Here is a 25,862-nt window from a genome sequence, read left to right as displayed (position 1 = left end):
GTATTCGTTTTCATCCACTGTCATTCTATCATGTTTCCGTAAACCTATTCAATTATCTGAAATCGCTATCAATAACCAGCAAATTTACTAGAATTTCTTTTTTAATAGGTGCACAAAAAAAACTAAAGAACCAGTAAGATTCTTTAGCTTAAGTTATTGATATACATGAACAATTGGCTCGTCTTCACCCTGTTTCCGAACAACCAGGGCTTCTTCTCCGTTAACTGAAGATATCGTAACTTCTACTGCAATGTAGTCTGGAAAGCGTTCCATAACAAGACCGGTAACATATTGGGTAAAACCAATCACCTCCGCCTTGCCGTACAATTGAATCGGGATATCAATGCGCATTTCATGCATTTGTCCCTCCGCATAAAAGGCCCTGCCAACTACCCCGCTAAAGTTTGGAAAATAGGTTTCCACGTCTTGCCTAAAATTCTCAAACAAGGTCCAGTCTTCGCGGTGGTCTGCCTTTGCATTGTCAGAAGGAAATAAAACATACTTTTCATCGATATTTTCCCAGTCCCCTAAATTTGAACTTCCTTTTGGGACATGGGAATAAGCAAAGAAATTACCCGGAATAACCGAGGTCCTGTTTTTTTGTTCAAACATGGCAATCGTAATCGGCACGTCCTTGAGTTCATCAATTCCCCTTAAGCGGCTAAGAACCTGTTCAGCAATCTTTTTTCCTTCCCTTTCAACAACCTCACGTGGGATCTTCTCTTCAAACGTCGCGCCATAAGCCTCTTTTTGATAATAATGAACCGTATTAAGAGCAAGCCCAATAACCACGCCGCCTAGCTGATATGTCGATTTCTCACCCTGTACTGGCACGAGGTAATTATGCTCTAGAATATGAGCCAGGTAGATTGGGTTGTCTTTGTTCAGCTCCTCAATCTTGCCCTTAGATGGCATCTCTGGGTTAAGTCCGAGGTTGTCTGATTTATCAAGTTTCTGCTCTTTTAACTGATCCTCTGTATATTTCCTGTTCAACCATGACCTTACTGTCCCACTATCAAGGTATTGTCCTTCTTTAAAAACATATTGGTTAGCGTCAAAGTTATTTTGGGCAACTCGCATTAATCCTGTTTCAAACTCATGGATATCATAGCGAGTATTAAGGTTATTAACGACAAGCCCGCGTGCCTTGCCTGCTTCAAATGGCATAATCGTCCGATAATACTGATCCGAAATCTTATACTTGGGGATAATCGCCTTTTCTTTTGTGTCGTTATCCTTTTGCTGTACGACTTCCTCTTGCTTTTGGAAGTTCGGAGCACATCCTGACAGCAAGAGCATTATTGACAGAGCGGCCATCAGATATATCCTCACGGTTTACACCTCTATTTTAACTTTATTTTTATTTCTATTTGTAGTTCCTTTATCAATGAAACCTACTCTATATAGAGTTAATAAGTCCCATATTTTAAATGAAAGGACGGAGAATTACTGATTTAATTCTTCGAGCATTCTCGCTTCGTTCCATACTTCGATCCCGAGGGTCTCTGCTTTTGCGAGCTTAGAGCCCGCCTCTTCTCCAGCAATAACTAGATCGGTCTTCTTACTGACGCTTCCTGAGACTTTTCCGCCCAGTGCTTCAATCTGCTCCTGAGCCTCACCCCTGGTCAGCTGTTCTAATTTCCCTGTTAATACAATCGTTTTTCCTGCAAAAACACTGTCAGACTGAGCAGCATTAATGGGCTTAGGGCCCTTATATTCCATATTTACTCCGGCTGTTTTTAATTCGTTAATCAGGCTTCTTACTTCTTCATTGCTAAAATAAGTCGAAACGGCCTCAGCCATCTTTTCGCCAATTTCATTGACTGCTGTCAATTGTTCCTGATCAGCCTCCATCAAACGATCCATTGTTTCAAATTCTTGTGCCAAAGTTTTTGCAGCTTTAGCACCTACATGACGGATCCCAAGTCCAAAGACCAGTTTCTCAAGCGAATTTACCTTTGAGTTTTCGATTGCCTTTAAAAGGTTTGTAACTGACTTTTCGCCCATCCGCTCAAGTCCTAATAGCTGTTCTTTTGTTAGTTTATATAGGTCGGCAACATCTTTGATCAACTTTTCAGCAAACAGCTGGCTGACAACTCTTTCGCCTAGACCATCAATATTCATGGCTGTCCTAGAAACAAAGTGAATCAACCCTTCCTGGATTTGCGCTGGGCATTTTGGATTAATGCATCGGAGAGCGACTTCCCCTTCCAAACGGACCAGGTCACTTTCGCATGCAGGACAGTGAGTTGGCATCTTGAACTCGATTTCTTCTCCAGTTCTCCGTTCTGTAAGGACATTTACTACTTCAGGAATAATGTCCCCAGCTTTTTTAACAACAACTTGATCCCCGAGCTTGATATCTTTCTCACGAATCAAATCCTCATTATGAAGTGACGCCCGCTGAACCGTTGTACCGGCGACACGAACCGGCTCCAGGATTGCCGTTGGGGTTATTACCCCAGTCCTGCCAACGCTCAGCTCAATCGTCTTTAGCGTTGTTACAACTTCTTCAGCAGGAAATTTGTAGGCGACGGCCCACCTCGGGCTTTTGGCTGTTGTGCCAAGGCTCTTCTGTTGCTCAAGCGAATCAACTTTTATGACAATACCGTCAATATCATATGGAAGATTGGCACGCTTTTCAACCCAGCCATTTACATATTCGATGACACCTTCAATATCGGAAGTTTTTCTGCGCTCTTTATTCGTTCTAAAACCGAGCTGCTCTAAAAGATCTAGTCCATCACTATGGGACTGTACACCGGTTTCCCCAACATCGGCTATCCCATACAAAAAGACATCGAGGTTTCGGGAAGCAGCAATCTTAGGGTCAAGCTGTCTTAATGAACCGGCAGCGGCATTTCTCGGGTTTGCAAACGGCTCTTCATCTTTTTTAAGCCGTCCTTCGTTTAATTTTTCAAACGAACGTTTCGGCATAAACGCTTCTCCGCGCACTTCAATTGTAACTGGATCCTTTAAACGAAGCGGCAAGGAACGGATCGTCTTAAGATTAGACGTAATATCCTCTCCTATTGTTCCATCCCCTCTTGTTGCTCCCTGAACAAACAATCCGTCCGTATACTTAAGGGAAACAGCCAGTCCGTCAATCTTCAATTCACAAACATAACTGAAATCATCCCCAACAGCCTGCCTGATACGGCGATCAAAATCCCGAAGATCTTTTTCTCCAAATGCATTGCCAAGACTTAACATCGGCGAGCGGTGCTCAACTTTAGTAAACATTTCAAGAATATCTCCGCCTACTCTTTGGGTAGGAGAGTCTTCGAACTTAAGTTCCGGAAATTCGGCCTCAAGTTCAATCAGCTCGCGCAGCATCTGATCATACTCAGAGTCCGGAACAGACGGTTTATCAAGAAAGTGATATTCATAGTTATATTGATTAAGGAGATTTTGCAAATCCTTGACTCTTCTTTCAGCAGTCTGAAGATCCATAAATCCAGCCCTTTCATAGAAAATAAACAGTGTTTTTTAAATGACTCTGCTAAACTTGTGTGACTTCCCCTTCTCAAATCAAGCAGCCGCAAACAACATTAAACTATAACGCAGCCTAATAAAACAAGTTATTGGTCCCTGTTAAGCTTTTTTAATTGGTGCAAATTTTGCGAGCAAACGTTTCACTCCGGTTGGGCTTGGAAAAGCAATATCGAGTTCTTTCCCTTCTCCATCTCCCTTAACGCTTACGACAGTGCCAATTCCCCATTTTCCATGCTCTGCTTTGTCGCCGACCTGCCAGCCAATATCAGCGGCACCGCTAGTTGATGCAGCTGCCGGCCTTACTGCGGCCCTGCGCTGAACGCCTGATCTTTGGCCTGAGCCAAACGGCATTGATGCTTGGCTGCTTGCCATTCGAGGAACTGCATTTTCAATTAAATCTTCTGGTATTTCTTTAATAAACCTTGATTCTGGGTTCATATTCGTTCTGCCATATAGTGTGCGCATTTGGGCGTTCGTGATATACAACTCTTCCTCTGCCCTTGTGATACCCACATAAGCGAGCCTTCGCTCCTCTTCCATTTCGGCCTCTTCCATCAACGAGCGGCTATGCGGGAAGACTCCTTCTTCCATGCCAATTAAAAAGACAATTGGAAACTCAAGGCCTTTTGCAGAATGGAGGGTCATCAACACGACACCATCAACCTTTTGTCCATCATCATCTAATTTATCTATATCAGCAACTAGCGCAAGATCTGTTAAGAAAGCAATTAGGCTTTTATCTTCATTCGTCTCTTCAAAGTTCTTTGTAACAGACAGAAATTCTTCAAGGTTTTCCAGCCTGCTTTGTGACTCAATTGACTTCTCCGCTTTTAACATTTCAACATAGCCTGACTTTTCAAGAACTTCCTCAACAAGCTCTGTTACAGAAAGATACTCTTGCTGCTGAGTATTATTTCTAATCAGGTTACGAAACTCCGAGACAGCTCGCTCTATTTTCGGACTAAGACCGATCATTTCGACAGCTTCAAGTGCCTGGTACATGGACAGGTCATGAATGTCAGCAAAGTTGGCAATTTTATCAACCGAGCTGGCGCCTACACCGCGCTTCGGGACATTGATTACACGGCGAAGGCTAATATCATCATCTGGATTTGATATTAAGCGAAGGTAAGCAAGAATATCTTTAATCTCTTTCCTGTCATAGAACTTAATACCGCCAACAATAGAGTAGTCAATATTTGATTTAAGAAACGATTCCTCAATTACACGCGATTGGGCATTGGTTCGATACAACACAGCAATCTCAGACTGTTTCCGGCTTCCTTGGTCAACAAGCTCTTTTATCTTTCCGACCACAAACTGAGCTTCACTTTGCTCCGTATCAGCCCGGTAATACACAATCTTGTTTCCCTCTGTATTTTCCGTCCAAAGATTTTTTGGTTTACGGTTCATATTATTTTCAATCACACGGTTAGCAGCGAGAAGAATCCGCTGTGTTGACCGATAATTTTGCTCAAGCAGAATCACTTCAGCGTTAGGATAATCTTTTTCAAAAGAAAGGATATTCGCAATATCTGCTCCGCGCCAGCGATAAATGGACTGATCCGAATCACCAACAACACAAAGATTTTTAAATCTTAAAGCCAGTAATTTCACAAGCATATACTGAGCCCTGTTCGTATCCTGATACTCATCAACATGAATATATTGAAACTTGCGCTGGTAGTACTCCAGGACCTCAGGGATACGCTGGAACAAGGTGATCGTCGACATAATTAAATCATCGAAGTCAAGTGCCTGATTCTTTCGGAGCCGTTTTTGATATTCTTTATACACATCACTGACAACTTGATCATAATAATCACCTGATTGGTTCGAAAACGTTTCAGCATCCATCAGTTCATTTTTAGCAGAACTGATCGTTCCGAGAATGGCTCGAGGGTCAAACTTTTTCGGATCAATATTTTTCTCTTTAAGTATTCCTTTGATAACGGACTGCTGATCGGTCGTATCAAGAATCGTAAAATTACGATTAAAGCCAATACGGTCAATATCTCTTCTCAAAATTCTCACACACATCGAGTGGAAGGTTGAAATCCAGATTTCGTCTGCCGCCCCGCCCATCATTGCGCGGATACGCTCTTTCATTTCCCTAGCCGCCTTGTTGGTAAAGGTGATGGCAAGAATATTATAGGGATTTACCCCTTTTTCCACCATTAAATATGCGATACGGTGGGTCAAGACTCTCGTTTTTCCGCTGCCGGCCCCTGCCATTAGCAAGAGCGGGCCGTTTGTCGCTTTAACTGCTATTTGCTGTTGGGGATTTAATCCCCCTAATAATTTATCTGTAAGAAATTGCATAATTACTATTCACCACCGTAAAACATTTATTGCTCTGCCCCAGGTATACCGAAGACGAGCATGTTATTTTAACCATTATGACTTAACTGTTTTAACTGTTTTTAATGCTTCATTAAGATTTTGATAAATGGCATTACCGACAACAATTACATCTGCATGCTTCGCCATTTCTGCTGCTTGTTCAGAGGTCTCGATGCCGCCGCCGTAAAAAAGCACTGTATTTTGAAGTACAGACTTGGTTTCTTTTACTAAATCAGGGTCACCATATGCGCCACTGTACTCTAAATAAAAGATTGGCAGGCGAAACATCTTTTCGGCAAGCATGGCGTAGGCTTTAACATCATCAGATGAAAGATCTGTGTTAGCCTCCGATAGTTCTGCTGCTTTACAAGACTCATTAAGAATACAATATCCCTCAACAATGATTTCATCCCAGTTCAACAATTCACCGTATTCTTTCACAGCTTTATGATGGAGTCCTGTTATCCATTTTGGATTGCGGCTGTTTAATACGGTTGGAATAAAGTAAAAATCAAACCCCGGGGTAATCGATTCTATGGTCGATACCTCCATAACACAGGGCACTGTGTAGCGTCGAATTCTAGACATTAAATCAAGGACGTTTTCCAGAGTTACCCCATCTGTGCCTCCAACAACTATAGCGTCTGTCCCGGACTCACAAATTCTATCAAGATCTTCGTCTGAAATCGGTTTATTCGGATCGAGTTTAAAGGCGTGACGCCACTCGCTAATTTCATACATGGAAAAACTGCCCCCCATCTATAATTCCATTACTCCATTATATCATTTTTTAAGAGGAAGCCAAAAAGGAAATAAGAGTTTTATAAACCATAAGCATCCTTGCTTTATACTTTAACCTTATAAGATCGAAAAAGCTGAACTGTAAGTACTAAAATAAATGCTTGGTGGAAACTTCCTTTCATATTTTGTCTAAAACGATAAAAAAACCGAGGCAATATGCCCCGGCATTTTATTCATTAGTAGTCGTGGATTCTTTTTTAATTCTTTCCAATGCCATTTCATATGCATCGTTACCATAATTCAAGCAGCGTTTTACCCGAGAAATTGTCGCAGTACTCGCACCTGTTTGTGTTTCAATCTTATGGTAAGTGTTTCCATCCTGAAGCATCCGTGCTACTTCTAGGCGCTGAGCAAGCGATTGAATTTCGTTAATCGTACATAAGTCATCAAAGAATCGGTAGCATTCCTCCAAGTCTTTAAGGGATAGGATCGAATTAAATAACTGATCTAGCTCTTTTCCTCTTAATTTGTCAATCTGCATGTGTTTTCTCCTTTTAATAGACTGATTATGAATCTTCGCCAATTGATACACTCTGCTCAATTCCTGGATTCGCCGGCATAATATTGACCCATGTTTTTCCTGGCACTAGCTTTGCTTCCGAACCGTTAAGCATTGGAACAAGCCTTCCGTCTACATTTTCCCAGTCAATGTCAGTAACAATTCCCTTTTGGACCAAAAGTCCTTTTCCGCCTGAAGCCAAATTTAGTTCGCGGCGCCCTGAGTTGTCAATTACACGGTGATCAACTTCTAAAATAAGGATATTGTCTAAAAGGACTGGGGCTTCTGTTTCAAGATCTGCCGTTAGCTCGCCACCGGAATATCGCTCATATTTCTTCTCAGCTTCATTGAATTCATATGTAACTTCAAAGGCGGGGCTGCCGTAAGCAACGGAGACAGCTGCTGCTTCACGGCCGCTACTTTTCTCTGCTTCTGTTTCTGTAAAAAATTCAAAAGAATCTGGGGCTTCGTCCATAGTGGCTTTAGTCTTTTCTGCCCCTTTTAGTATATTTTCATAGGTGGTATAGGAATTATGCGGTGCTTTTCTAAAGCTGGCCCTTTTAAACAAGGTTCCATCGTACTCCATTCCATTTATATGGTCGATGTAGCCGTTTTCAAGCATGTTTTTTGCATCAGGACTATAGCCATGTGCTACAAAAAAGCTGTCAAACCCTTTGGCAATCTCAATGTGATAGTCTCTCGCGCTCCTGACAGGGCCAATCTTATCAGGATGTTCACTTTGAAAGATAGCCAGAAATCTCGTGACATCACCTTCAGCAAGCAGTTCATATACAATATCTGCCTGATGAAGGCCTGATTGCGGCCTTGCTAACGGGTGATTGTTGATAACTGCTGCGATAGATCGCCCTGTTATCTCGTTATCTGTTTGGATTCCTGACAACGGAAAGCGATTTGAAGATTCCTCCACTTCTGGAGTTTCCTTTTCAACCTCGACAGTTTCCTTTTCCTCATGCTCTTTTGTTTCCTCTTTTTCACTGCAAGCAGCTAAAACGAGTACTGCAGCAACAATAGCCAGCCATTTTTTCATTTCCCATACACCCCTATATTAAGGTAACCTATAGGTCTACCATATCTCTCTATTCACTTTTACATTTTAACGCATTATCGTTGGAAAGAGTACCATTTTGTTCATAACATCGTATATTCCCTGCTGAGTAATACGGACATAAGGCAGATGAGTTGAAGAGAAAAATAACAATGAATAAATCGGATCCGCAAACTGATAGCCTTTTGTTTTCAGGTAATTAAGCAAATGTTTTTCCTGTTCCATCAACTCTAGAACAGGCTTATCCGACATAATGCCTTTTAAGCTAAGCTGGATTTCTTCTGCTACCTCTCCATTTTCACAAGCGACAATCCCTCCGCCGATTTCTTTCATTCTATTGAAAGCAGCAAGCATATCGCTCTTGTTTTTACCGATTAATATAATATCACCCGTGTTTGAGAAAGAGCTAGCAAGTCCTGACAGGCTTGTTGCAAAACCCTTTAATACAGTGTTGATTCTCCACTTTCCGTTTTTATCAAGCAGCATAAAGAAGGACTCGTCATGGTCCTCTGACAATTGATCTCTGGATACATCCATGGACATGGAATACGGCTTTGTAATGACAGCGTTTTCCATTTTGATGCCAAAAGGCATTGAGAATTGGAAGTCGTCACTTGTCAGCTCGAAGTCAATATCAAGCTTATCAAACCCAAACTCAGTCCAGTTAACCTCTGGAAAACCTCCGCAATTTACTCCGTCTTTTTTTACCCATACTCCTTTTGCTAATACAGAAACGGGTGTTGGGTTTTTTTCCTCAGAGATGAAATTAATGTTTGCAATACGGCCTGTCGCAATATTGCCATGCAAATATTCGATATTATAATATCGAGCTGGATTAATTGTCGCCATATTATAGGCGTCTATTACAGGTACTCCTTTTTCAATAGCGATACGAATCATGTTATCCATAATTCCATCCTCATAAAAGTTTGAAGTCGAGCCGTCTGTTGTCATCATAAACTTATCATAAGCGGCAATTCCCATCTCGTGGATCTCATCCAGCAGCTTTCCAAGATCCGGACGAATGGAAGAATTCCTTAACGAAACCATATATCCCTGCATTAAGCGATTGCGGACCTCTTCACCTGTAATCGCCTCATGGTCACAATCGGCTCCAAAGAGCATCATTTTGGCCAGGGTTTTTTCAGAAGCTCCTGGGAAATGCCCTTCAATCTGCTTTCTCATTCTTTTGGCTTCTTGTATCCAGTGAAGCATTAAGTCATCACCATCAAGCAGCTTAGGCCAGCCAGTAAGTTCCCCGCCCTGCAATACCGCGTCATGTTCCAGCCAGGACTTAATATTCCCTTGAGAAAAAATAAGTTCTTCACTCTCTATTTCCGTCTGTGCATCGAACCGGCACCACCAGTACATCGAAACAGGAAGATTTCGCATTTCACTTAAAAATGAGAATGCTTTCTTTTTCTCTAACTGCAATGCCAGAACCATATTGTCATTGATTAGAGTCGTTGTACCTCCTTGTGATGCATAGCTTGCAAGAGAGTGGGGATTATATAACTGAAAAGGATGGGCATGTGGTTCAATGTATCCTGGTACAAGAAGTTGTCCCGAACAATCAACCACTTCACATCCATTTGTTTTTTCGGGTAATTTATCGCCAACATAAACAATGCGATCTTCGTAGATCCAGATATTGGCTTGCATCCATTGCCGAAAAACCTGATTTAGGTATGTCGCATTTTTCAAAAGAATTGTGGGCGAAAGGGTACCGTCTAAAACAGCGGCTTGTTTTCGCAAGTGTTTATTTTTCCATCTATATCGTTGTTCTAGCAAGCTGTTTCCCCTCCTGTATTATAAGCACAGAGTACCCGTTAAACGGGCACAGACTTGATCTATCACCTTTTCAAGGAAGCATTACGGGCCGCCTTGAAGTATTGCTTGTCTATTTCTCTATAATGTTCAACTCCGAACATAACAAAAGTTAAACTGGAATTAATAATTAACTTGAAAGTTCTCAGACAAGAAAAGAAAGCCCTTTCATTTGTTTTATACTACCATATTTCACTGTTTAACGCACTAAAGAATTTAATTATTTGTAAATAGTTTGGAAAGGAGAATACACATGAAAGTGAAGACAAATGTTGGTACCATAAACGCACTAATCCGAATTACAGCGGGGCTCACAGTTTTGTCGTGGGCAACGGCGAGAATGATAAAACAGCCACAGAGTGAATCCAACTTAATTATCGCCATGCTGGGCGGAATGAAGGTTGCAGAAGGAATTGTGAGATACTGCCCTGTAACTGCTCTTTTTGAGGAAAATGGAGGTAAGATTCAGGACATGATTAAATCGAATCAATCAGAACAAACACAAGGTCAACAGGATCAACTGATTTCCGTATAACCCCACCTAAATCAATTGGGAAAAATACCGCATAACAGAAAAACAGCCCCCAACTTGCTGGGGGCTGAAAGGAGATGTCTAGATTGTCATGGTATTGGGACTACGTAAACCATGTATCATTTGTTTTAATCGCTATTATAGGAAGCATCATTGCTTTGCTATTTGTGTATATTCGGAAACCCGGGAAGAAACGGCTTTGATTGCTCTTTCCCCAATGTCACTCCGGTAAAAAACGCCATCACATTTTAAGTTTGGAAGTGCCTCATATACTTTAGTATGTGCCTCTTTCAGGGATCCAGCTTTCACTCCGGCTAAAATCACTCTTCCCCCGTTTGTTACAAAGCTTCTATTCTCGTTCCATGCGGTACCTGCATGGAAAACCAATGCATGGTCTGAAAGCTCTTGAATCCCTGATAACTCTGCGCCTTTTTCGTACTGCTCAGGATAGCCATTAGCAGCCACGACTACTCCGAGCATGGTTTCCTCGGTCCATTCAATTACAGGTGTTTCTCCATTTAGAACCTGCAAAATAACGTCCGTCAAATCAGATACCATTCTCGGTAAAATCACTTGTGTTTCAGGATCGCCAAATCGTGCATTAAACTCAATTACCTTTGGTCCTGATTTAGTATCAATTAATCCTGCATATAAAATACCAGTAAAACTTCGGCCTTCTTCCACAAGAGCTGCCGCAGCAGGTTTTAGGACTGTATCAATTGCTGTTAATACTGCTTCTTTTGATATTTGGGGAACAGGCGAATAGGCACCCATACCTCCTGTATTAGGGCCTTGGTCATCATCAAATGCCCTTTTATGGTCCTGGGCGATCTCCATCGGAACAACTGTTGTCCCATTTACAAACGCCATCAAGGAGAATTCTTCACCTGCCAAAAATTCCTCCACTACAACAGTTGCTGATGCTTCACCGAACTTGCCCGCTAGAAGCATTTCCCCCAGGCTTTCTAAAGCTTCGGTAACTGTAAAAGCAACTGTAACCCCTTTTCCAGCCGCTAATCCATCCGCTTTTAAAACGATCGGGGCGCCCTTTTCTTCAATGTATTTCTTGGCAGCTTCATAATCAGTAAACACTTGATAGTCAGCAGTCGGGATCTTGTACTTTAGCATAAGGTCTTTTGCAAAAGACTTACTGCCTTCAATAAGCGCAGCAGCTTTGCTCGGGCCAAATACCTTTAAGCCCTCTTCGGAAAAGCGGTCAGCAAGTCCCTCAAGCAGAGGAACTTCTGGTCCGATAATCGTCAACTCGATCGCATTAGCTTTCGCGAAATTGACTAACTCGTCTTGGCAGCTCTCCTGTATATTGACTCTCTCGGCAACAGTCTCCATACCTGGATTGCCCGGTGCTGCATAAACCTTGTTTACATTTCTGTCTTGGCTGGCCTTCCAGCAGATAGCATGCTCCCGTCCGCCCCTGCCAATCACAAGTACCTTCATCTCCTTACACCTCCGTGATTACCTATTAATGTTTAAAGTGGCGGACACCGGTAAATACCATCGCAATACCGTATTCGTCTGCTTTTTTAATCGAATCCTCATCACGAACTGAGCCTCCGGGCTGTATGATTGCTGTAACCCCCGCTTTTGCGGCCGCTTCAACGGTATCATCCATTGGGAAAAACGCATCTGATGCGAGCGCCGCTCCATTTGCCTTACTGCCAGCCTGTTCCAAGGCAATCTTAGCCGACCCGACTCGATTCATTTGGCCTGCACCAATTCCAAGTGTCATATCTTTATCACTAACAACAATTGCATTCGATTTCACATGTTTTACGACATTCCAGCCAAGCTTAAGTGCCGCCCATTCTTCCTCTGAAGGCTGGCGCTTTGTTGGGACAGTGATTGTTGCATCCTGCAGTGTATATTGATCCTGTTCCTGAACGAGCAAGCCCCCCTCAATTGAAGCGAGTTTCGGTTCAGGCTTATTGCTGCTGTCGAATGCAACTGTTAACAGACGCAAGTTCTTTTTCCCTGTCAAAATATCCAAAGCTTCTGCTGTAAAGGAAGGTGCAATGATGATTTCAAGGAATATTTCCCTAAGCTTATGTGCTGTTTCTGCATCCACTTCCCGGTTAAACGCAATGATTCCTCCGAAAATGGAGACAGGATCAGCAGCAAACGCTTTGCCAAATGCTGAAAAAGCCGAGTCGCCTGTTCCCACGCCGCAAGGGTTCATATGCTTAACTGCTACAGCAGCCGGTTCAGTGAATTCCTTAACGATTTGCAAAGCGGCATCTGCATCATTGATATTGTTATATGATAACTCTTTGCCATGGAGCTGCTCCGCATTCGCAATAGAAAACTCGGACCCAAGCGGCTTTCGGTAAAAAGTTGCCTTTTGATGAGGATTTTCTCCATACCTTAGCGGCTGCTTTAGCTCATATGTAACCGTTAATCTTTCTGGGGTATCCTCACCGGCTAGTTCTGTCATATATTCTGCAATTAGCGCATCATAAGCAGCAGTCTGCCGAAACACCTTTGCTGCTAATCGGCGGCGCGTTTCCGGGCGCGTCTTTCCTTCACTCTTATATTCTTTTAAAACCGTCTCATAGTCAGAAGGATCAGTAAGTACAGTTATGTAAGCATGGTTTTTAGCAGATGCACGCAGCATTGCCGGCCCGCCAATATCAATATTTTCAATGGCATCAGCGACACTTGTATCCGGCTTGGCGATTGTTTGCTGAAAAGGGTAAAGATTAACGCATACTAGTTCAATTGGAGCAATCCCCTGCTCTTCCAGCTGGCGAAGATGATCAGCCTCGTCGTACTTAGCCAGAAGGCCCCCATGTATACTTGGATGCAGAGTTTTCACACGGCCCTCTAAAATTTCTGGGAACCCGGTAACATCACTTACCCCAATAACGGGAATGCCTGCCGATTGAAGAGCCTTTTTTGTGCCCCCAGTAGAGATCAGTTCAAATCCTAGTTCAACTAGCTGTCTGGCCAGTTCTTCAATTCCATTTTTATCTGATACACTAAGCAATGCGCGTTTTTTTGTCATAGAAGTTCCTCCTTGTTACCGGCAAGCAGTTCTTGTAAGACGGCCGGGTATAGGTCATGTTCGATTTGCTGTAGCTTATTTTGAAGCGACTCCCTTGTTTCACCACTGCTGATTTCAACGACTTCGGATGCAATAATAGGGCCTGTATCCATTCCTTCGTCAACAAAATGAACCGTGACGCCAGTTTCTTCAGCCTTGGCAGCCAGCGCCTGTCCGATGGCATCCTTACCAGGGAAATTCGGAAGCACAGATGGGTGAATATTAACAATTTTTCCATCATAGGCCTTCAGAAGGGTCTCCCCAACCAGCCTCATATACCCGGCTAGAACGATAAATTCAATTCCCCGTTTTCTTAGCTGGGCCAATACCTCTGCTTCATAGTGGATCTTGCTGGAATAATCCTTCGCGTTAAAGACAAAGGAAGGAATTTCAGCTTGTAAAGCACGTTCTAAGACATAAGCTTGCGGCTTGTCGCAGACAAGCAAAGAAATTTGAGCTTTTAATCGGCCCTGCCTTACAGCATCTGCAATGGCCTGAAAGTTGCTGCCGTTTCCCGAGGCAAACACTGCAATTTTCTTCATGGTTCGCCTCCGATTTAGATGTTAGAAATTTTAATACCTTTTTCGGTAGTTACTTTCCCGATTTTATAGGCTTTTTCCCCATGTTCCTTAAGAAAGCTGACAAGTCCATCCGCTGAAGCTTGATCAACCGCTAAAACCATTCCAATGCCCATGTTGAAGATATTGTACATTTCCTGCCGATTCAAGCTTCCAGCCTTCTCCATAAGTGGGAATATGGCAGGCATTTCCCAGCTTCCTTCGTCAAGTAAAGCTCCAAGCTCACCAGGGAGCATCCTTGGAATATTTTCAATAAATCCGCCCCCAGTGATGTGAGCCATTCCTTTTATGTTATAACTTTTTAGCGCGGCTAAAATTGGTTTTACATAAATTTTTGTCGGTCTAAGCAGTTCTTCGCCAAGTGTACAGCCCAGCTCTTCAATATGTTGGTCCGCTGTATAGCTGCCCTTCTCAAAAAATATTTTACGGACTAGTGAGTAGCCATTGCTGTGAATACCGCTGGAAGCGAGCCCAACCAGAACGTCACCAGGTTTAATATCAACTCCGGACACTAGTTCGCCTTTTTCACATGCTCCGACCGTGAAACCGGCCAGATCATACTCGTTTTCATCGTACATTCCTGGCATCTCTGCAGTTTCTCCGCCAATAAGAGCACAGCCGGCCATTTGACAGCCATCAGCAATCCCTTTAACAATTTGCTCGATCTTCTCAGGCTCTGCTTTTCCGCAGGCAATATAATCAAGAAAATAAAGTGGCTCTGCTCCCTGGACAACAATATCGTTTACACACATGGCCACAGCATCAATGCCTATTGTGTCATGCTTATTTAACATAAAGGCAATCATCAGTTTTGTGCCGACCCCGTCTGTTCCGGAGACAAGAACAGGCTCCTTAAGCTGAAGGGCTGAAAGGTCAAAATTACCGCCAAATCCGCCTAATCCACCAAAAACACCTAGCCTGGCCGTCCGGTTCACATGCTTTTTAATTCGTTCAACTGATTCATAGCCTGCCTCTACATCGACTCCAGCTTGCTTATACGCATTTGCCATGAAGATGCCTCCTAATTAGCATTTTTCCGCCGACTGAAGCTCTGACGGGTAAATTTCGGTTGGATACCTTCCAGTAAAACAAGCGAGGCAATGGCCGCGATTTTCGCCTGCATCAGTTCGGCCTATAGCTTCAATTGTACCGGCAACACTTAAAAAAGTTAACGAATCTGCGCCAATCTGTTCCCTAATCTCTTCAACAGAATGATTTGAGGCTATAAGTTCCTCCTTGGAGGAGGTATCAATACCGTAGAAGCATGGGTTTTGAATAGGTGGTGAGCTAATTACTACATGAATCTCTGTTGCTCCTGCATCCCTCAGCATTGAGACAATCCTCCTGCTCGTTGTGCCGCGGACAATTGAATCGTCGACCATGATTACCCGCTTGCCTTCCACTACTCCCCTGACAGGAGAGAGCTTCATTTTCACACCCTGTTCGCGCAATGACTGGGAAGGCTGGATAAAAGTCCTGCCAACATAACGGTTTTTTATTAGGCCCATTTCATAGGGAATGCCCGTCGCTTCAGCATATCCGATCGCTGCTGAAATGCTCGAATCTGGCACTCCGGTCACTACGTCAGCTTCAATCGGCGCTTCTGCGGCAAGCTGTTTTCCTAAGCTTTTTCTGGCTGTATGAACATTAATCCCGTGAATATTGCTGTCCGGACGTGAAAAATAAATATATTCCATGGTACAAATGGCAGTATTAGTATGAAGTGAATACATTTCCGAATGGATGCCCGAATCGTTAATGACCAGCAGCTCTCCTGGAAGAATGTCTCGAACGAACTCCGCTCCAACAATATCAAAGGCGCACGTTTCAGAAGCTACAACATAAGCATCACCAATTTTACCTAATGACAAGGGGCGAAGGCCATTCGGATCAAGGGCGACCAGCATTTCTGTTTCAGTCATAATCAGAAACGCAAAGGCCCCCTTTAGCATTGTTAAAGCATTCCGGACAAGACCTTTAATGTTAGAGTAACCGCCTCGCTTAATTAAGTGGGCAAGAACCTCCGTGTCCGAGCTTGTCTGGAAGATGCTTCCCTGGGCTTCCAGCTGATTCTTCAGGGCGTTTGCATTAACCAAATTGCCATTATGTGCAAGGGCAAGACTGCCATTTTGCGAATGAAACAGCAGAGGCTGAACATTTTCATAACCCCCGCCTCCTGCAGTTGCATACCTAACATGGCCAATTGCAGATCTCCCTTTTAGCTTTTGCATAACTTCGGTAGTGAAAACCTCTGTAACCAGGCCCTCACCCTTCGTTCCTTTTAGCTCATTGCCCTCTTTAATAACGATGCCAGTGCCTTCCTGGCCGCGATGCTGGAGGCTATGCAAACCATAATACGTAATTTGTGCTGCGTCAGAGTGACCCCATATCCCAAACAATCCGCATTCTTCGTTTAATCCTTTTAATTCAGCAAGCATGGAATAGCCCCTTTCCAGGCTTTTTTCAGCTCCTCGACGGGAAGACTGATAACCTGGTTTCCTTCAACCATTATTTGTAATTGAGGATCACTTGTCACTTTCCCAATTAAAACAGCACTTGATAAGCTTTCGAATTCTTCACGGTTTTCTTCTTTTACTGATAAAAGAAAACGGGATTGTGATTCACTAAAGAGTGCAGAAGTTGACTCACCGCTTAGAGCAACCCTTGCGCCCATCCCAGTGCCGATTAGCGACTCTGCAAGAGCAACTGCTAATCCACCTTCGGCCACATCGTGAGCTGAAGATATTAGTCCCTTTTTAATCGAATTCAAAACTTGGCGCTGATGCTCAGCTTCCTTTTCTATATTAAGCATAGGTGCTTTTCCAAAGATCTTCCCATGGACAAGCTTTTGCAGCTCGCTGCCCCCAAATTCATCAGCAGCCTCACCCAGAAGATAAATGAAATCGCCTTCCTGTTTAAATGACTGTGTTGTTACATGGCTGATGTCGTCAATTAGCCCGACCATCCCAACAACCGGTGTTGGATAAACAGCTGTCCCATTAGTCTCGTTATATAAGGATACATTACCGCTGATAACCGGTGTATTCAACTTGCGGCAAGCCTCGCTCATTCCGTCGACCGCTTTTTCAAGCTGCCAAAAAATTTCAGGCTTTTCAGGATTGCCAAAATTTAAACAATCCGTTATTGCCAATGGCTCTCCGCCGGAACAAATGATATTTCTAGCAGCCTCGGCCACTGCAATTTTTCCGCCTGTTTCCGGATCAAGGTAAATATAACGTGAGTTACAGTCAGTTGTCATTGCTAGTGCTTTCTTAGTCCCGCGGATTCTGACAACTGCAGCATCAGATCCAGGTGCTACTACTGTATTAGTGCGGACCATATAATCGTATTGATCATAAACCCATTCTTTACTGGCAATCGTCGGCTGCTTCAAAAGTGAAAGTAAGGTTTCTTGATAATCGGCTACACCTGGTGTTTCATTTGGCATCTCCTGATATAAACGGAAATATTCAGGCTCACTTGAAGGCTTATGGTAAACAGGCGCTTCTTCTGCCAAAGCATCTGCCGGCACCTCAGCGACTGTTTCCCCGTTATGAATCAAACGCAGCTGCTTATCATCTGTTACTAGGCCGATCGTAACAGCATCCAAATCATACTTGGAGCAAATATCAATAATTTCCTGTTCCCGGCCCTTTTCTACGACAATTAGCATCCGCTCCTGAGACTCTGACAGCATCATTTCATATGCTGTCATTCCGGTTTCACGTTGGGGAACCTTATCAAGGTTCATTTCGATGCCCATTCCCGCCTTGCTGGCCATTTCTGCTGATGAACTGGTCAGTCCGGCCGCGCCCATATCCTGTATTCCTACTAATGCATCACACTGAACTAATTCCAGACATGCTTCCAACAACAACTTTTCCATAAACGGATCGCCAACCTGAACAGCCGGACGCTTATCCTCGGATTGCTCATTCAATTCTTCTGAAGCAAAGGTTGCACCGTGGATTCCATCTCGACCTGTCTTGGCACCAACGTACATGACAGGGTTACCTACCCCATGTGCTTGCCCCTTTTTTATATCCTTATGGTCAATAATTCCCACACACATTGCATTGACGAGCGGATTCCCTTCATATGATGCGTCGAATTGAACCTCACCGCCAACCGTAGGGATTCCGATACAGTTCCCATAGCCAGCAATCCCAGCTACTACTTCCTTAAAAAGATATTTCACCTTTGGGGAAGAAAGTTCCCCAAATCTCAGCGAATTAAGAAGCGCAACTGGTCTTGCTCCCATAGAAAAGACGTCCCGAATGATACCGCCAACCCCTGTTGCTGCCCCCTGAAAAGGTTCAATTGCAGATGGGTGATTATGGCTTTCAATTTTAAAAACGACCGCCTGGTTATCTCCAATGTCGACAATTCCAGCACCTTCACCCGGTCCTTGAAGCACTTTCTCACCTGTGACTGGAAATTTCTTTAAAACTGGTTTTGAGTTTTTATAGCTGCAATGTTCTGACCACATTACAGAAAAAAGACCAGTTTCAGTATAATTCGGGATCCGTCCAAGGATGTCTTCTACCATTTGAAATTCTTCATCAGACAAACCCATGTCTTTGTATAGTTTTAATGATTTGATTTGCTCAGGACCTGGTTCACGCGTTAACAGCATATGTTTCCCTCCATTGCTTAACAATACCTTTAAACAGCTTCAGCCCGTCTGCTCCGCCCAAAAGCGGATCAACTGCGCGTTCCGGATGAGGCATCATGCCTAGAACGTTACCATTTTCATTTATAATGCCTGCAATATTTTCCAGGCTGCCATTGGGATTGATTCCTTCATAAGAAAAAACAATCTGTTTATTGGCTTTCAGCTTATCTAGAGTTTCTTGGTCACAATAATAGTTACCCTCACCATGAGCAATTGGTATTTGAATAATTTCATCCTGCCCATAAGCAGATGTAAACATCGTTTGGTTGTTCCTCACCTTTAGAGATACAGAGCGGCATATGAATTTTAAGCTTTCATTTCGTCTCATCGCACCGGGAAGAAGGCCTGACTCCAATAAAATCTGAAATCCGTTGCAAACTCCCAGAACCGGTTTCCCTGCTTCCGCCGCCTTCACGACTTCCTTCATGATCTTGCTGAAACGGGCTATGGCACCTGTTCTGAGGTAATCACCGTATGAAAAGCCGCCCGGAAGTAAAATCCCATCATAGCCGTCAAGACTTTCGGCATCATGCCACACATACTCTGCCTCTTGTCCAAGCTCGTCTTTAACAGCGTGGTACATGTCAACATCACAGTTAGATCCTGGGAATACAATTACAGCGAATTTCACTGTGCAACACTCTCCTCAATCTCATAACGGTAATCTTCAATAACTGGGTTTGCCAGCAGTTTATCACACATTTCCTGAACAGCCTGATCGATGTTTTCCGTCCGCTCATTCAGTGTCAGTTCTAAATATTTTCCGATCCTGACATCTTCTACAGATGAATAGCCAAGCGTTTGTAATGAACCTTTGACTGCCGTTCCCTGAGGGTCCAATACACTTTCCCTTAACGTGATATATACCTTTACTTTATACATGCTGCTTTCCTCCCAATCTAGCTAAAATGGTTTCATAAGCATCTGTCAGGCTGCCTAAATCCCGGCGAAAAACATCTTTATCAAGTTTCTCATTTGTCTCTTTGTCCCACAGCCGGCAAGTGTCTGGTGATATTTCATCAGCCAGTAAAATCCGGCCTTCCAAGTCCTTTCCAAACTCTAGTTTAAAATCGATCAAGCGAATACCCATCCCATCAAATAGGGAGCTTAAAACTCGATTTACCTGCAAGGCCTTTTCAATCAGAATGTTTCTTTCCTCTAGAGGCGCCAGCTTTAATTCATCAATGTGAGCGTCAGTGACAAGCGGGTCACCAAGACTATCATCTTTCAGATAAAATTCCACCAAGGGGGCTGAGAGTTCTTTCCCTTCTTCTATTCCAAGTCGCTTCGCAAGACTCCCGGCAGCCACATTTCTGACTACAACTTCAAGCGGGATAACCTTCACTTTTTTGACAAGCTGTTCTGTGTCTGAAATCTGTTTAATGAAGTGTGAATCAATTCCTGCTTTTTGAAGCTTCAAGAATAGCAAACTTGTAATCGCATTATTTAAACGGCCTTTACCGAGAATATCTGCCTTTTTCTCTCCGTTAAAAGCGGTCGCTGAATCTTTATATTCAATCCAAACGATCGTTTCTTCGCTTGTCGTGTAAATTTTTTTGGCTTTTCCTTCATAAAGCAGATTTTGCTTCTCCATCACAAAGCCTCCTATAGATAGAAGATTGGGAATCTTCAGCATGCATTTTTTCCAATTTTTTTATTTGGAAGAGGGAAGACTCTTCTTCCCTCTTTATTTAGCTCTTATAAGCCTAGCCGTTCAAAGATGCCATCAACCTGCTTTATATGGTAACGATAATCAAAGCAATCCTCAATTTCTGCTGCCGAAAGAAATTTAGTTACCTTATCATCCTCTTCGATCAGTTGACGAAAGGAGACTTGTTTCTCCCATGCTTCCATTGCCAGAGGCTGCACTGTGTCATAAGCTTCCTCACGGGACAGCCCCTTGTCAATCAATGTCAGAAGGACACGCTGAGAATAGATTAAACCCAATGTCGCATTCATATTACGCTTCATGTTTTCCGGATAGACTGTCAGGTTTTTTACAATATTGCTAAAACGGTTAAGCATATAGTTCAGTGCGATCGTTGCATCAGGTAAAATGATTCTCTCTGCTGAGGAATGAGATATATCTCGTTCATGCCAGAGGGCAACATTCTCATAGGCTGTTGTCATATAACCGCGAATTACTCTTGCCAAGCCAGTCATATTCTCGGAGCCGATCGGATTACGTTTATGCGGCATTGCAGAAGACCCTTTTTGGCCTTTAGCAAAAAACTCTTCCACTTCGCGTGTTTCACTTTTTTGCAAACCGCGGATTTCTACAGCAAACTTTTCAATTGATGTTGCAACTAGCGCTAGTGATGACATATAAAAAGCATGGCGGTCCCGCTGCAATGTTTGAGTTGAGATTGGTGCAGCCTGAAGGCCTAGTCTTTCACAAACATATTTTTCAACGAAGGGGTCAATATTGGCATATGTTCCAACTGCCCCAGAGATTTTCCCGAATTCTACTCCCTCGGCTGCAGTCCTGAATCGCTCCAGGTTCCGCTTCATCTCTTCAAGCCATAAAGCAAGCTTAAGGCCAAATGTTGTCGGCTCTGCATGAACTCCATGGGTACGGCCCATCATCACAGTATGTTTATGTTCTTGCGCCTTATTTTTAAGTACTTCTATAAAACGTTCAATATCTTTTAATAAAATTTCATTTGCCTGCTTTAATAAGTACGAAAGAGCGGTGTCAACAACATCCGTTGAAGTCAATCCATAATGAACCCACTTTCGTTCTTCTCCAAGTGTTTCGGAAACAGCACGGGTAAAGGCAACGACATCATGCCTTGTCTCTTCTTCAATCTCTTGGATTCGCGCGACATCAAAAGAGGCATTGTCACGAATCTTCTGTACATCTTCCTTTGGTATATCACCTAACTCAGCCCATGCCTCACAAGCAAGAATTTCTACCTCCAGCCAGGCTTTAAAGCGGTTTTCTTCTGTCCATATGGCCCCCATTTCAGGGCGGGTATAACGATCTATCATTTACTTGTTCCTCCGATCTTTTCCTTTGCTGTGTTCCAAATCCCACTTAGATCTGCTTCATTTAATGCTTCCTCAACAGTTGGGCGCAACAGAGTCACATGGCCCATTTTACGGAGCGGCTTTACTTCTTGCTTCCCGTATAGATGGATTTTCCAATCCTTTAACTCACTTATTTTACCAATAAGTCCAACCTGTTCATCACCAAGAATATTAACCATAACAGCAGGCTTCAACAACTCTGTACTGCCAAGCGGCCATCCGCAGACAGCCTTGATATGCTGCTCAAACTGGGAGGTTTCACATGCTTCAATTGTATAATGTCCGGAATTATGAGGCCTTGGTGCCAATTCATTAATATAAATCTCGTTATCTGCAGTTAAAAACATCTCAACTGCCAGCGTACCTGTTAAATCCAAAGACTCAGCCAGCTGTGTGGCAAGTGTGATCGCCTTTCGAGCTGCATCCTGGCTAATCCTGGCGGGAACAATTGTCTGATAAAGAATATTATTTTTATGAATGTTTTCCCCGACTGGGAAGACAGCTGCTTCTCCCTGGGGATTTCTTGATATAATAACAGATAGTTCTTTTTCAAAAGCGACCCACTTTTCTAACACGCAAGCACCTTGATCTAAAAGGCCATGAGCGTTAGCTAAATCCTGCTCTCCAGTTAGTATGAGCTGACCTTTGCCATCGTAGCCGCCCCTGGCTGTTTTTAGAACAGCTGGATAGCCAATCCCGTTAATGTGCTTATAAAGGTCCTCAATCTGGTGAATCTCTTTATAAGGTGCTACTTCGGCTCCCGCCTGTTGTATCGCTCTTTTTTCAAAGATCCTGTCTTGAGTGATTTCTAACAATCTTGTACCCTGTGGCACATAGGCATGATCACTCAGCCAATTTAACGCATTCGCGTCAATATTCTCGAATTCATATGTAATTACATCACTTACTTCAGCCAGCTTTTTTACAGCAGACAAATCATCATACTGTCCGATAATTGAATAATCCGCTGTCTGGCCTGCAGGCGAATCTTTTGCTGGATCCAATACAGCTACCTTAAAACCATTGGCTTTTGCAGCAAAAGCCATCATTCTGCCAAGCTGGCCGCCTCCAATAATTCCTATCGTTTGCCCCGGTACAATCACTGTTTTATTCAAGTTCATCACTGCTTTCTAGAACGGATTGCTTCGTTTCAGCTCTAAGTTTCTCGAGTCTTTCAGCCACTTCAGGTTTGAATGCTCCGATCATTTGAGCAGCCAACAGTCCAGCGTTCAGGGCTCCTGCCTTACCAATTGCCACCGTCGCTACAGGAACACCGCCCGGCATTTGAACAATTGAAAGCAGCGAATCCAGTCCGTTCAAGGCTTTTGACTGTACCGGAACACCAATAACCGGCAGTGTTGTTTTGGCAGCCACCATGCCCGGCAAATGAGCAGCCCCTCCAGCTCCAGCAATGATAACCTTCAACCCCTGTTTTCGGGCACCTTCAGCGAACTCAAACATTAAATCTGGCGTTCGGTGTGCAGAAACAACCTTTTTCAGATAGGGAATTTCTAATGAATCCAGGATTTCACAGGCATGACCCATCGTCTCCCAATCTGATTTGCTTCCCATAATTACAGCAACTTCCGCCATAGATTTACCTCCTTGAATCCTTTAGTAAAATTCCTCTGACATTCAAAATCAAAAAGGCCCAGACATCTAGCTTTCTCTTACAAACAGAAGAGAAAGTAGTCTGTCCGGGCATGCTCAAAGAAACCTATATCAGCAAGACATTGATATAACCTTCTTATTCCCTTCTAAATTGACACTACTTTCCCTCATAGTCCGATGTTTTACGGTTACCGGGTAGAAACTCATGGGCCATATCCCCATTATTATACGAGGGAAAAAATCGTTTATAATTTCCACTTACATATTAACAATTACAGCCATCATAGTCAACATAAAATCGAACGTTAACAAATATCAATTAAAAAACGTTCGTGTTTTCTACTCTTTTACTTTCGCTTCAAAGAATATTTGCCTTCCTGCAGGCTCATATTCAGTTTCCTTCCCCTTAGCTACTTCCTTAAAAATCGGCTTTTCTATACGCCTTACAGGAGTATATCCTTCCTTGTCCATGCGATCAAGGCACTCCGAGATCGTTTCACCTTCAAGTACTTCAAACTTCCTTTTTTGACTCATGAAAACAACTTTCCTTTCCTGACTGTCTTCACCCAAAAACCGCCATGAATTGTCTTTGGTTCAAATGCTATTATAAAAGCCTTTGGATCTAAATCTTTTATGGTCTCGTACAATTTTAATTCATATTTCCTTGGGGTTAAAATTTGCATAGCCATCCGGTCTCCTTCCAGCCCTTGCGCTGGCCAGCTCGTAACACCGTACCCTCTTTCCCTAAGCTGCCTTGGCAAATCTGCATCATATTCCTTTGTGATAACATTTACTGTAATATAGCCTAGCGCTAGCTTTTCCTCAATCTTCATTCCTACGAGAACTCCGATTCCATAACCAAGCGCATATGCGATTAAGTTTTGAATCTGATTTAAATTATCCAAAACTAACCCGAGACCTACAACGTAAATTACTACTTCAAATGTACTTAAAAATGCAGCCTGATACCTTTGCCCTTTTAAAGTAAGAATCATCCTAATCGTAAAAAATGAGACATACACAATATTAATTACTAATATGATAACAACCATAACTAATCCATTTTCAAGCAAATCGTCAGCCCCTTCTCCTTTAACTGGCTTTAATGTTCCCAAAAAAGTAACAGTTTGTAAACCAAATTGATCATTCATAGGAGTGATTTTACAGAGATGGTTATAAAGACTATCGCTAAATTTATTACTACTAACCATAATTGTCTAATTGAGCCCAATGTTGCACATTGAGTATTTTCCCCCTTAACGAAGTAAATTACTAATATGCTCATGTGATTATGTTCTTCTTATTTTCATCTCGTACGTAGAAATCACCTGGGATTAGTGATCTCCTTGCTTACAAAGCTTGTTAAAATCATATATCTGATTCTGTTTTGAAGTGAAAAATACGAATTCGTATAGTAATTCGCACTACCGTTAAAAAGCAAAGTGGTAAGTAAATGAGCAAAGACAAATGCTTGGAGACATATGTTCCAAGCATTTTTTATATCAATCTTATGGAAATTCAGTACCCCGGTAGTCCATTAGCCACTCATTAATTCTTCTTCAGCAATATTCTGCTCAACTTCTACCATAAAAGAGCGGACTCGCAAGGCTAGCGAAGGGAATCTGCATGGTTGATAAATAAGCGGAGAAATTCCTCTTATCTAGAAAAAAGTACTGAAAATTGCTTAAATAAAGGGAAAGATTCCGCTTATATCCCGAACCTAGCTCTATTCTGCAGTATAACGGTAAATCCTCCGCTTATTGTTGTATAGATCACTGGTTACTGAATTAAGGATAAGAAAGAATGTTTATTTATCAGCCTCCCTGTATATCATTAACAACATCAACGCCAAATCTTCCTCAACTAAAACCCCTAGTAGTCGAAAATCATTTTTAGCACATCAATTGGCATAACAATTCCCACGCTGACAAAAATTTTATCTGCCTTTCCGTACAGGGAGGGATTCAACTGCCATGGATTATGCTATTCCGGCTGTATCATTTGACGGTAATAAGCGGCGGATCTCTGCCTCAGCCGCGTTCGATCAGTTCTAGTTTACATCGTACACCCAGGCCTCTCTAATTTGCTTCCTTGACTCCTTCCTTTCTATCTTGGTACATTCTTTTTTCTATCATAGTCAAAATATTGTCTGATCCTTCCGGACAAAGAAACAAAAAAAAGAACAGCTCTATCAGCTGTTCTTCGTGCGCCTGGCAGCGTCCTACTCTCACAGGGGTAAAACCCCAACTACCATCGGCGCTGAGAAGCTTAACTTCCGTGTTCGGTATGGGAACGGGTGTGACCTTCTCGCTATCGCCACCAGACTATTTTGAGGTTTGTTCCCTCA

The 25,862-nt window shown here is 42.9% G+C and carries 23 protein-coding genes, 1 rRNA gene and 1 riboswitch; of the genes, 2 read left to right on the top strand and 22 right to left on the bottom strand.

The window, feature by feature from the left end; genetic code table 11:
- Positions 1-153 precede the first annotated feature (153 nt).
- From HRJ06_RS14025 to HRJ06_RS13995, 7 genes are all read right to left on the bottom strand, one after another.
- The gene (locus HRJ06_RS14025; RefSeq protein WP_174733573.1) at positions 154-1,332 is read right to left on the bottom strand and encodes a CamS family sex pheromone protein; all 1,179 of its coding nucleotides are present in this window, start codon (positions 1,330-1,332) and stop codon (positions 154-156) included.
- Between the two features lie 114 nt (positions 1,333-1,446).
- A complete protein-coding gene (ligA, locus tag HRJ06_RS14020) occupies positions 1,447-3,453 on the bottom strand; it encodes an NAD-dependent DNA ligase LigA (protein ID WP_174733572.1) in 2,007 nt (668 codons plus the stop codon).
- A 141-nt stretch (positions 3,454-3,594) separates the two neighbouring features.
- A complete protein-coding gene (gene pcrA, locus HRJ06_RS14015; RefSeq protein ID WP_174733571.1) occupies positions 3,595-5,817 on the bottom strand; it encodes a DNA helicase PcrA in 2,223 nt (740 codons plus the stop codon).
- 75 nt (positions 5,818-5,892) lie between these two features.
- Positions 5,893-6,579 (bottom strand): heptaprenylglyceryl phosphate synthase, encoded by a 687-nt coding sequence (pcrB, locus tag HRJ06_RS14010; protein ID WP_174733570.1) that lies wholly within the window; start codon positions 6,577-6,579, stop codon positions 5,893-5,895.
- Positions 6,580-6,808: 229 nt separating this feature from the next.
- A complete protein-coding gene (locus HRJ06_RS14005) occupies positions 6,809-7,120 on the bottom strand; it encodes a YerC/YecD family TrpR-related protein (protein WP_174733569.1) in 312 nt (103 codons plus the stop codon).
- A 25-nt stretch (positions 7,121-7,145) separates the two neighbouring features.
- Positions 7,146-8,186 (bottom strand): DUF3048 domain-containing protein, encoded by a 1,041-nt coding sequence (locus tag HRJ06_RS14000; RefSeq protein WP_174733568.1) that lies wholly within the window; start codon positions 8,184-8,186, stop codon positions 7,146-7,148.
- A gap of 66 nt (positions 8,187-8,252) precedes the next feature.
- Positions 8,253-9,995, bottom strand: coding sequence for an adenine deaminase C-terminal domain-containing protein (locus HRJ06_RS13995; RefSeq protein ID WP_174733567.1), 1,743 nt, complete (start codon positions 9,993-9,995; stop codon positions 8,253-8,255).
- A gap of 289 nt (positions 9,996-10,284) precedes the next feature.
- On the opposite strand from HRJ06_RS13995, the gene HRJ06_RS13990 reads away from it, so the two are divergent.
- Complete coding sequence (locus tag HRJ06_RS13990; RefSeq protein WP_174733566.1) at positions 10,285-10,566, top strand: YgaP family membrane protein; 282 nt, start codon at positions 10,285-10,287, stop codon at positions 10,564-10,566.
- A gap of 74 nt (positions 10,567-10,640) precedes the next feature.
- Complete coding sequence (locus HRJ06_RS23610; protein WP_338421102.1) at positions 10,641-10,766, top strand: EYxxD motif small membrane protein; 126 nt, start codon at positions 10,641-10,643, stop codon at positions 10,764-10,766.
- Here the strand turns inward: HRJ06_RS23610 and purD are convergent.
- The 15 genes from purD to rrf all read right to left on the bottom strand — a co-directional run bounded on the left by purD (position 10,714) and on the right by rrf (position 25,839).
- Positions 10,714-12,018 carry a phosphoribosylamine--glycine ligase gene (gene purD / locus HRJ06_RS13985; RefSeq protein ID WP_174733565.1) on the bottom strand — a complete coding sequence of 435 codons (1,305 nt, stop codon included), beginning with the start codon at positions 12,016-12,018 and terminating at the stop codon, positions 10,714-10,716. The two genes, HRJ06_RS23610 and purD, sit on opposite strands and share 53 nt — an antisense overlap.
- A gap of 25 nt (positions 12,019-12,043) precedes the next feature.
- Positions 12,044-13,582 (bottom strand): bifunctional phosphoribosylaminoimidazolecarboxamide formyltransferase/IMP cyclohydrolase, encoded by a 1,539-nt coding sequence (gene purH / locus HRJ06_RS13980; protein WP_174733564.1) that lies wholly within the window; start codon positions 13,580-13,582, stop codon positions 12,044-12,046.
- Positions 13,579-14,163 (bottom strand): phosphoribosylglycinamide formyltransferase, encoded by a 585-nt coding sequence (gene purN / locus HRJ06_RS13975; RefSeq protein WP_174733563.1) that lies wholly within the window; start codon positions 14,161-14,163, stop codon positions 13,579-13,581. The genes purH and purN overlap by 4 nt, the downstream gene beginning before the upstream one ends.
- Positions 14,164-14,177: 14 nt before the next feature.
- Positions 14,178-15,209: a phosphoribosylformylglycinamidine cyclo-ligase gene (purM, locus tag HRJ06_RS13970; protein WP_174733562.1), complete on the bottom strand. Its 1,032-nt coding sequence runs from the start codon at positions 15,207-15,209 to the stop codon at positions 14,178-14,180.
- 15 nt (positions 15,210-15,224) lie between these two features.
- Positions 15,225-16,637: an amidophosphoribosyltransferase gene (gene purF / locus HRJ06_RS13965; RefSeq protein ID WP_174733561.1), complete on the bottom strand. Its 1,413-nt coding sequence runs from the start codon at positions 16,635-16,637 to the stop codon at positions 15,225-15,227.
- Entirely contained in the window at positions 16,622-18,835 is a 2,214-nt protein-coding gene (purL, locus tag HRJ06_RS13960) for a phosphoribosylformylglycinamidine synthase subunit PurL (protein WP_174733560.1), read from the bottom strand. The genes purF and purL overlap by 16 nt, the downstream gene beginning before the upstream one ends.
- Positions 18,819-19,505, bottom strand: coding sequence for a phosphoribosylformylglycinamidine synthase subunit PurQ (purQ, locus tag HRJ06_RS13955; RefSeq protein WP_174733559.1), 687 nt, complete (start codon positions 19,503-19,505; stop codon positions 18,819-18,821). Before purQ ends, purL begins: the two co-directional genes overlap by 17 nt.
- Positions 19,502-19,756: a phosphoribosylformylglycinamidine synthase subunit PurS gene (purS, locus tag HRJ06_RS13950; RefSeq protein WP_174733558.1), complete on the bottom strand. Its 255-nt coding sequence runs from the start codon at positions 19,754-19,756 to the stop codon at positions 19,502-19,504. Before purS ends, purQ begins: the two co-directional genes overlap by 4 nt.
- On the bottom strand, positions 19,749-20,468 hold the full coding sequence (purC, locus tag HRJ06_RS13945; RefSeq protein WP_174733557.1) for a phosphoribosylaminoimidazolesuccinocarboxamide synthase: 720 nt from the start codon (positions 20,466-20,468) through the stop codon (positions 19,749-19,751). The genes purS and purC overlap by 8 nt, the downstream gene beginning before the upstream one ends.
- 104 nt (positions 20,469-20,572) lie before the next feature.
- The gene (gene purB, locus HRJ06_RS13940; RefSeq protein WP_174733556.1) at positions 20,573-21,865 is read right to left on the bottom strand and encodes an adenylosuccinate lyase; all 1,293 of its coding nucleotides are present in this window, start codon (positions 21,863-21,865) and stop codon (positions 20,573-20,575) included.
- Positions 21,862-23,025, bottom strand: a complete 1,164-nt coding sequence (purK, locus tag HRJ06_RS13935) for a 5-(carboxyamino)imidazole ribonucleotide synthase (RefSeq protein WP_174733555.1) — start codon at positions 23,023-23,025, stop codon at positions 21,862-21,864. The genes purB and purK overlap by 4 nt, the downstream gene beginning before the upstream one ends.
- A complete protein-coding gene (purE, locus tag HRJ06_RS13930) occupies positions 23,012-23,497 on the bottom strand; it encodes a 5-(carboxyamino)imidazole ribonucleotide mutase (RefSeq protein ID WP_174733554.1) in 486 nt (161 codons plus the stop codon). The genes purK and purE overlap by 14 nt, the downstream gene beginning before the upstream one ends.
- A gap of 168 nt (positions 23,498-23,665) precedes the next feature.
- Positions 23,666-23,767, bottom strand: a riboswitch (purine riboswitch).
- Between the two features lie 87 nt (positions 23,768-23,854).
- Positions 23,855-24,049: an NETI motif-containing protein gene (locus HRJ06_RS13925; protein ID WP_174733553.1), complete on the bottom strand. Its 195-nt coding sequence runs from the start codon at positions 24,047-24,049 to the stop codon at positions 23,855-23,857.
- Positions 24,046-24,588: a DUF2179 domain-containing protein gene (locus HRJ06_RS13920; RefSeq protein WP_197969969.1), complete on the bottom strand. Its 543-nt coding sequence runs from the start codon at positions 24,586-24,588 to the stop codon at positions 24,046-24,048. Before HRJ06_RS13920 ends, HRJ06_RS13925 begins: the two co-directional genes overlap by 4 nt.
- 1,135 nt (positions 24,589-25,723) lie before the next feature.
- Positions 25,724-25,839, bottom strand: a 5S ribosomal RNA gene (gene rrf, locus HRJ06_RS13915).
- Positions 25,840-25,862 lie beyond the last annotated feature (23 nt).

Source organism: Mesobacillus harenae (genome assembly GCF_013343715.1).
GTDB lineage: Bacteria > Bacillota > Bacilli > Bacillales > Cytobacillaceae > Mesobacillus_A > Mesobacillus_A harenae.
The sequence above is the reverse complement of the archived record's forward strand: the minus strand, read 5'-3'. Positions and strand labels throughout refer to the sequence as shown.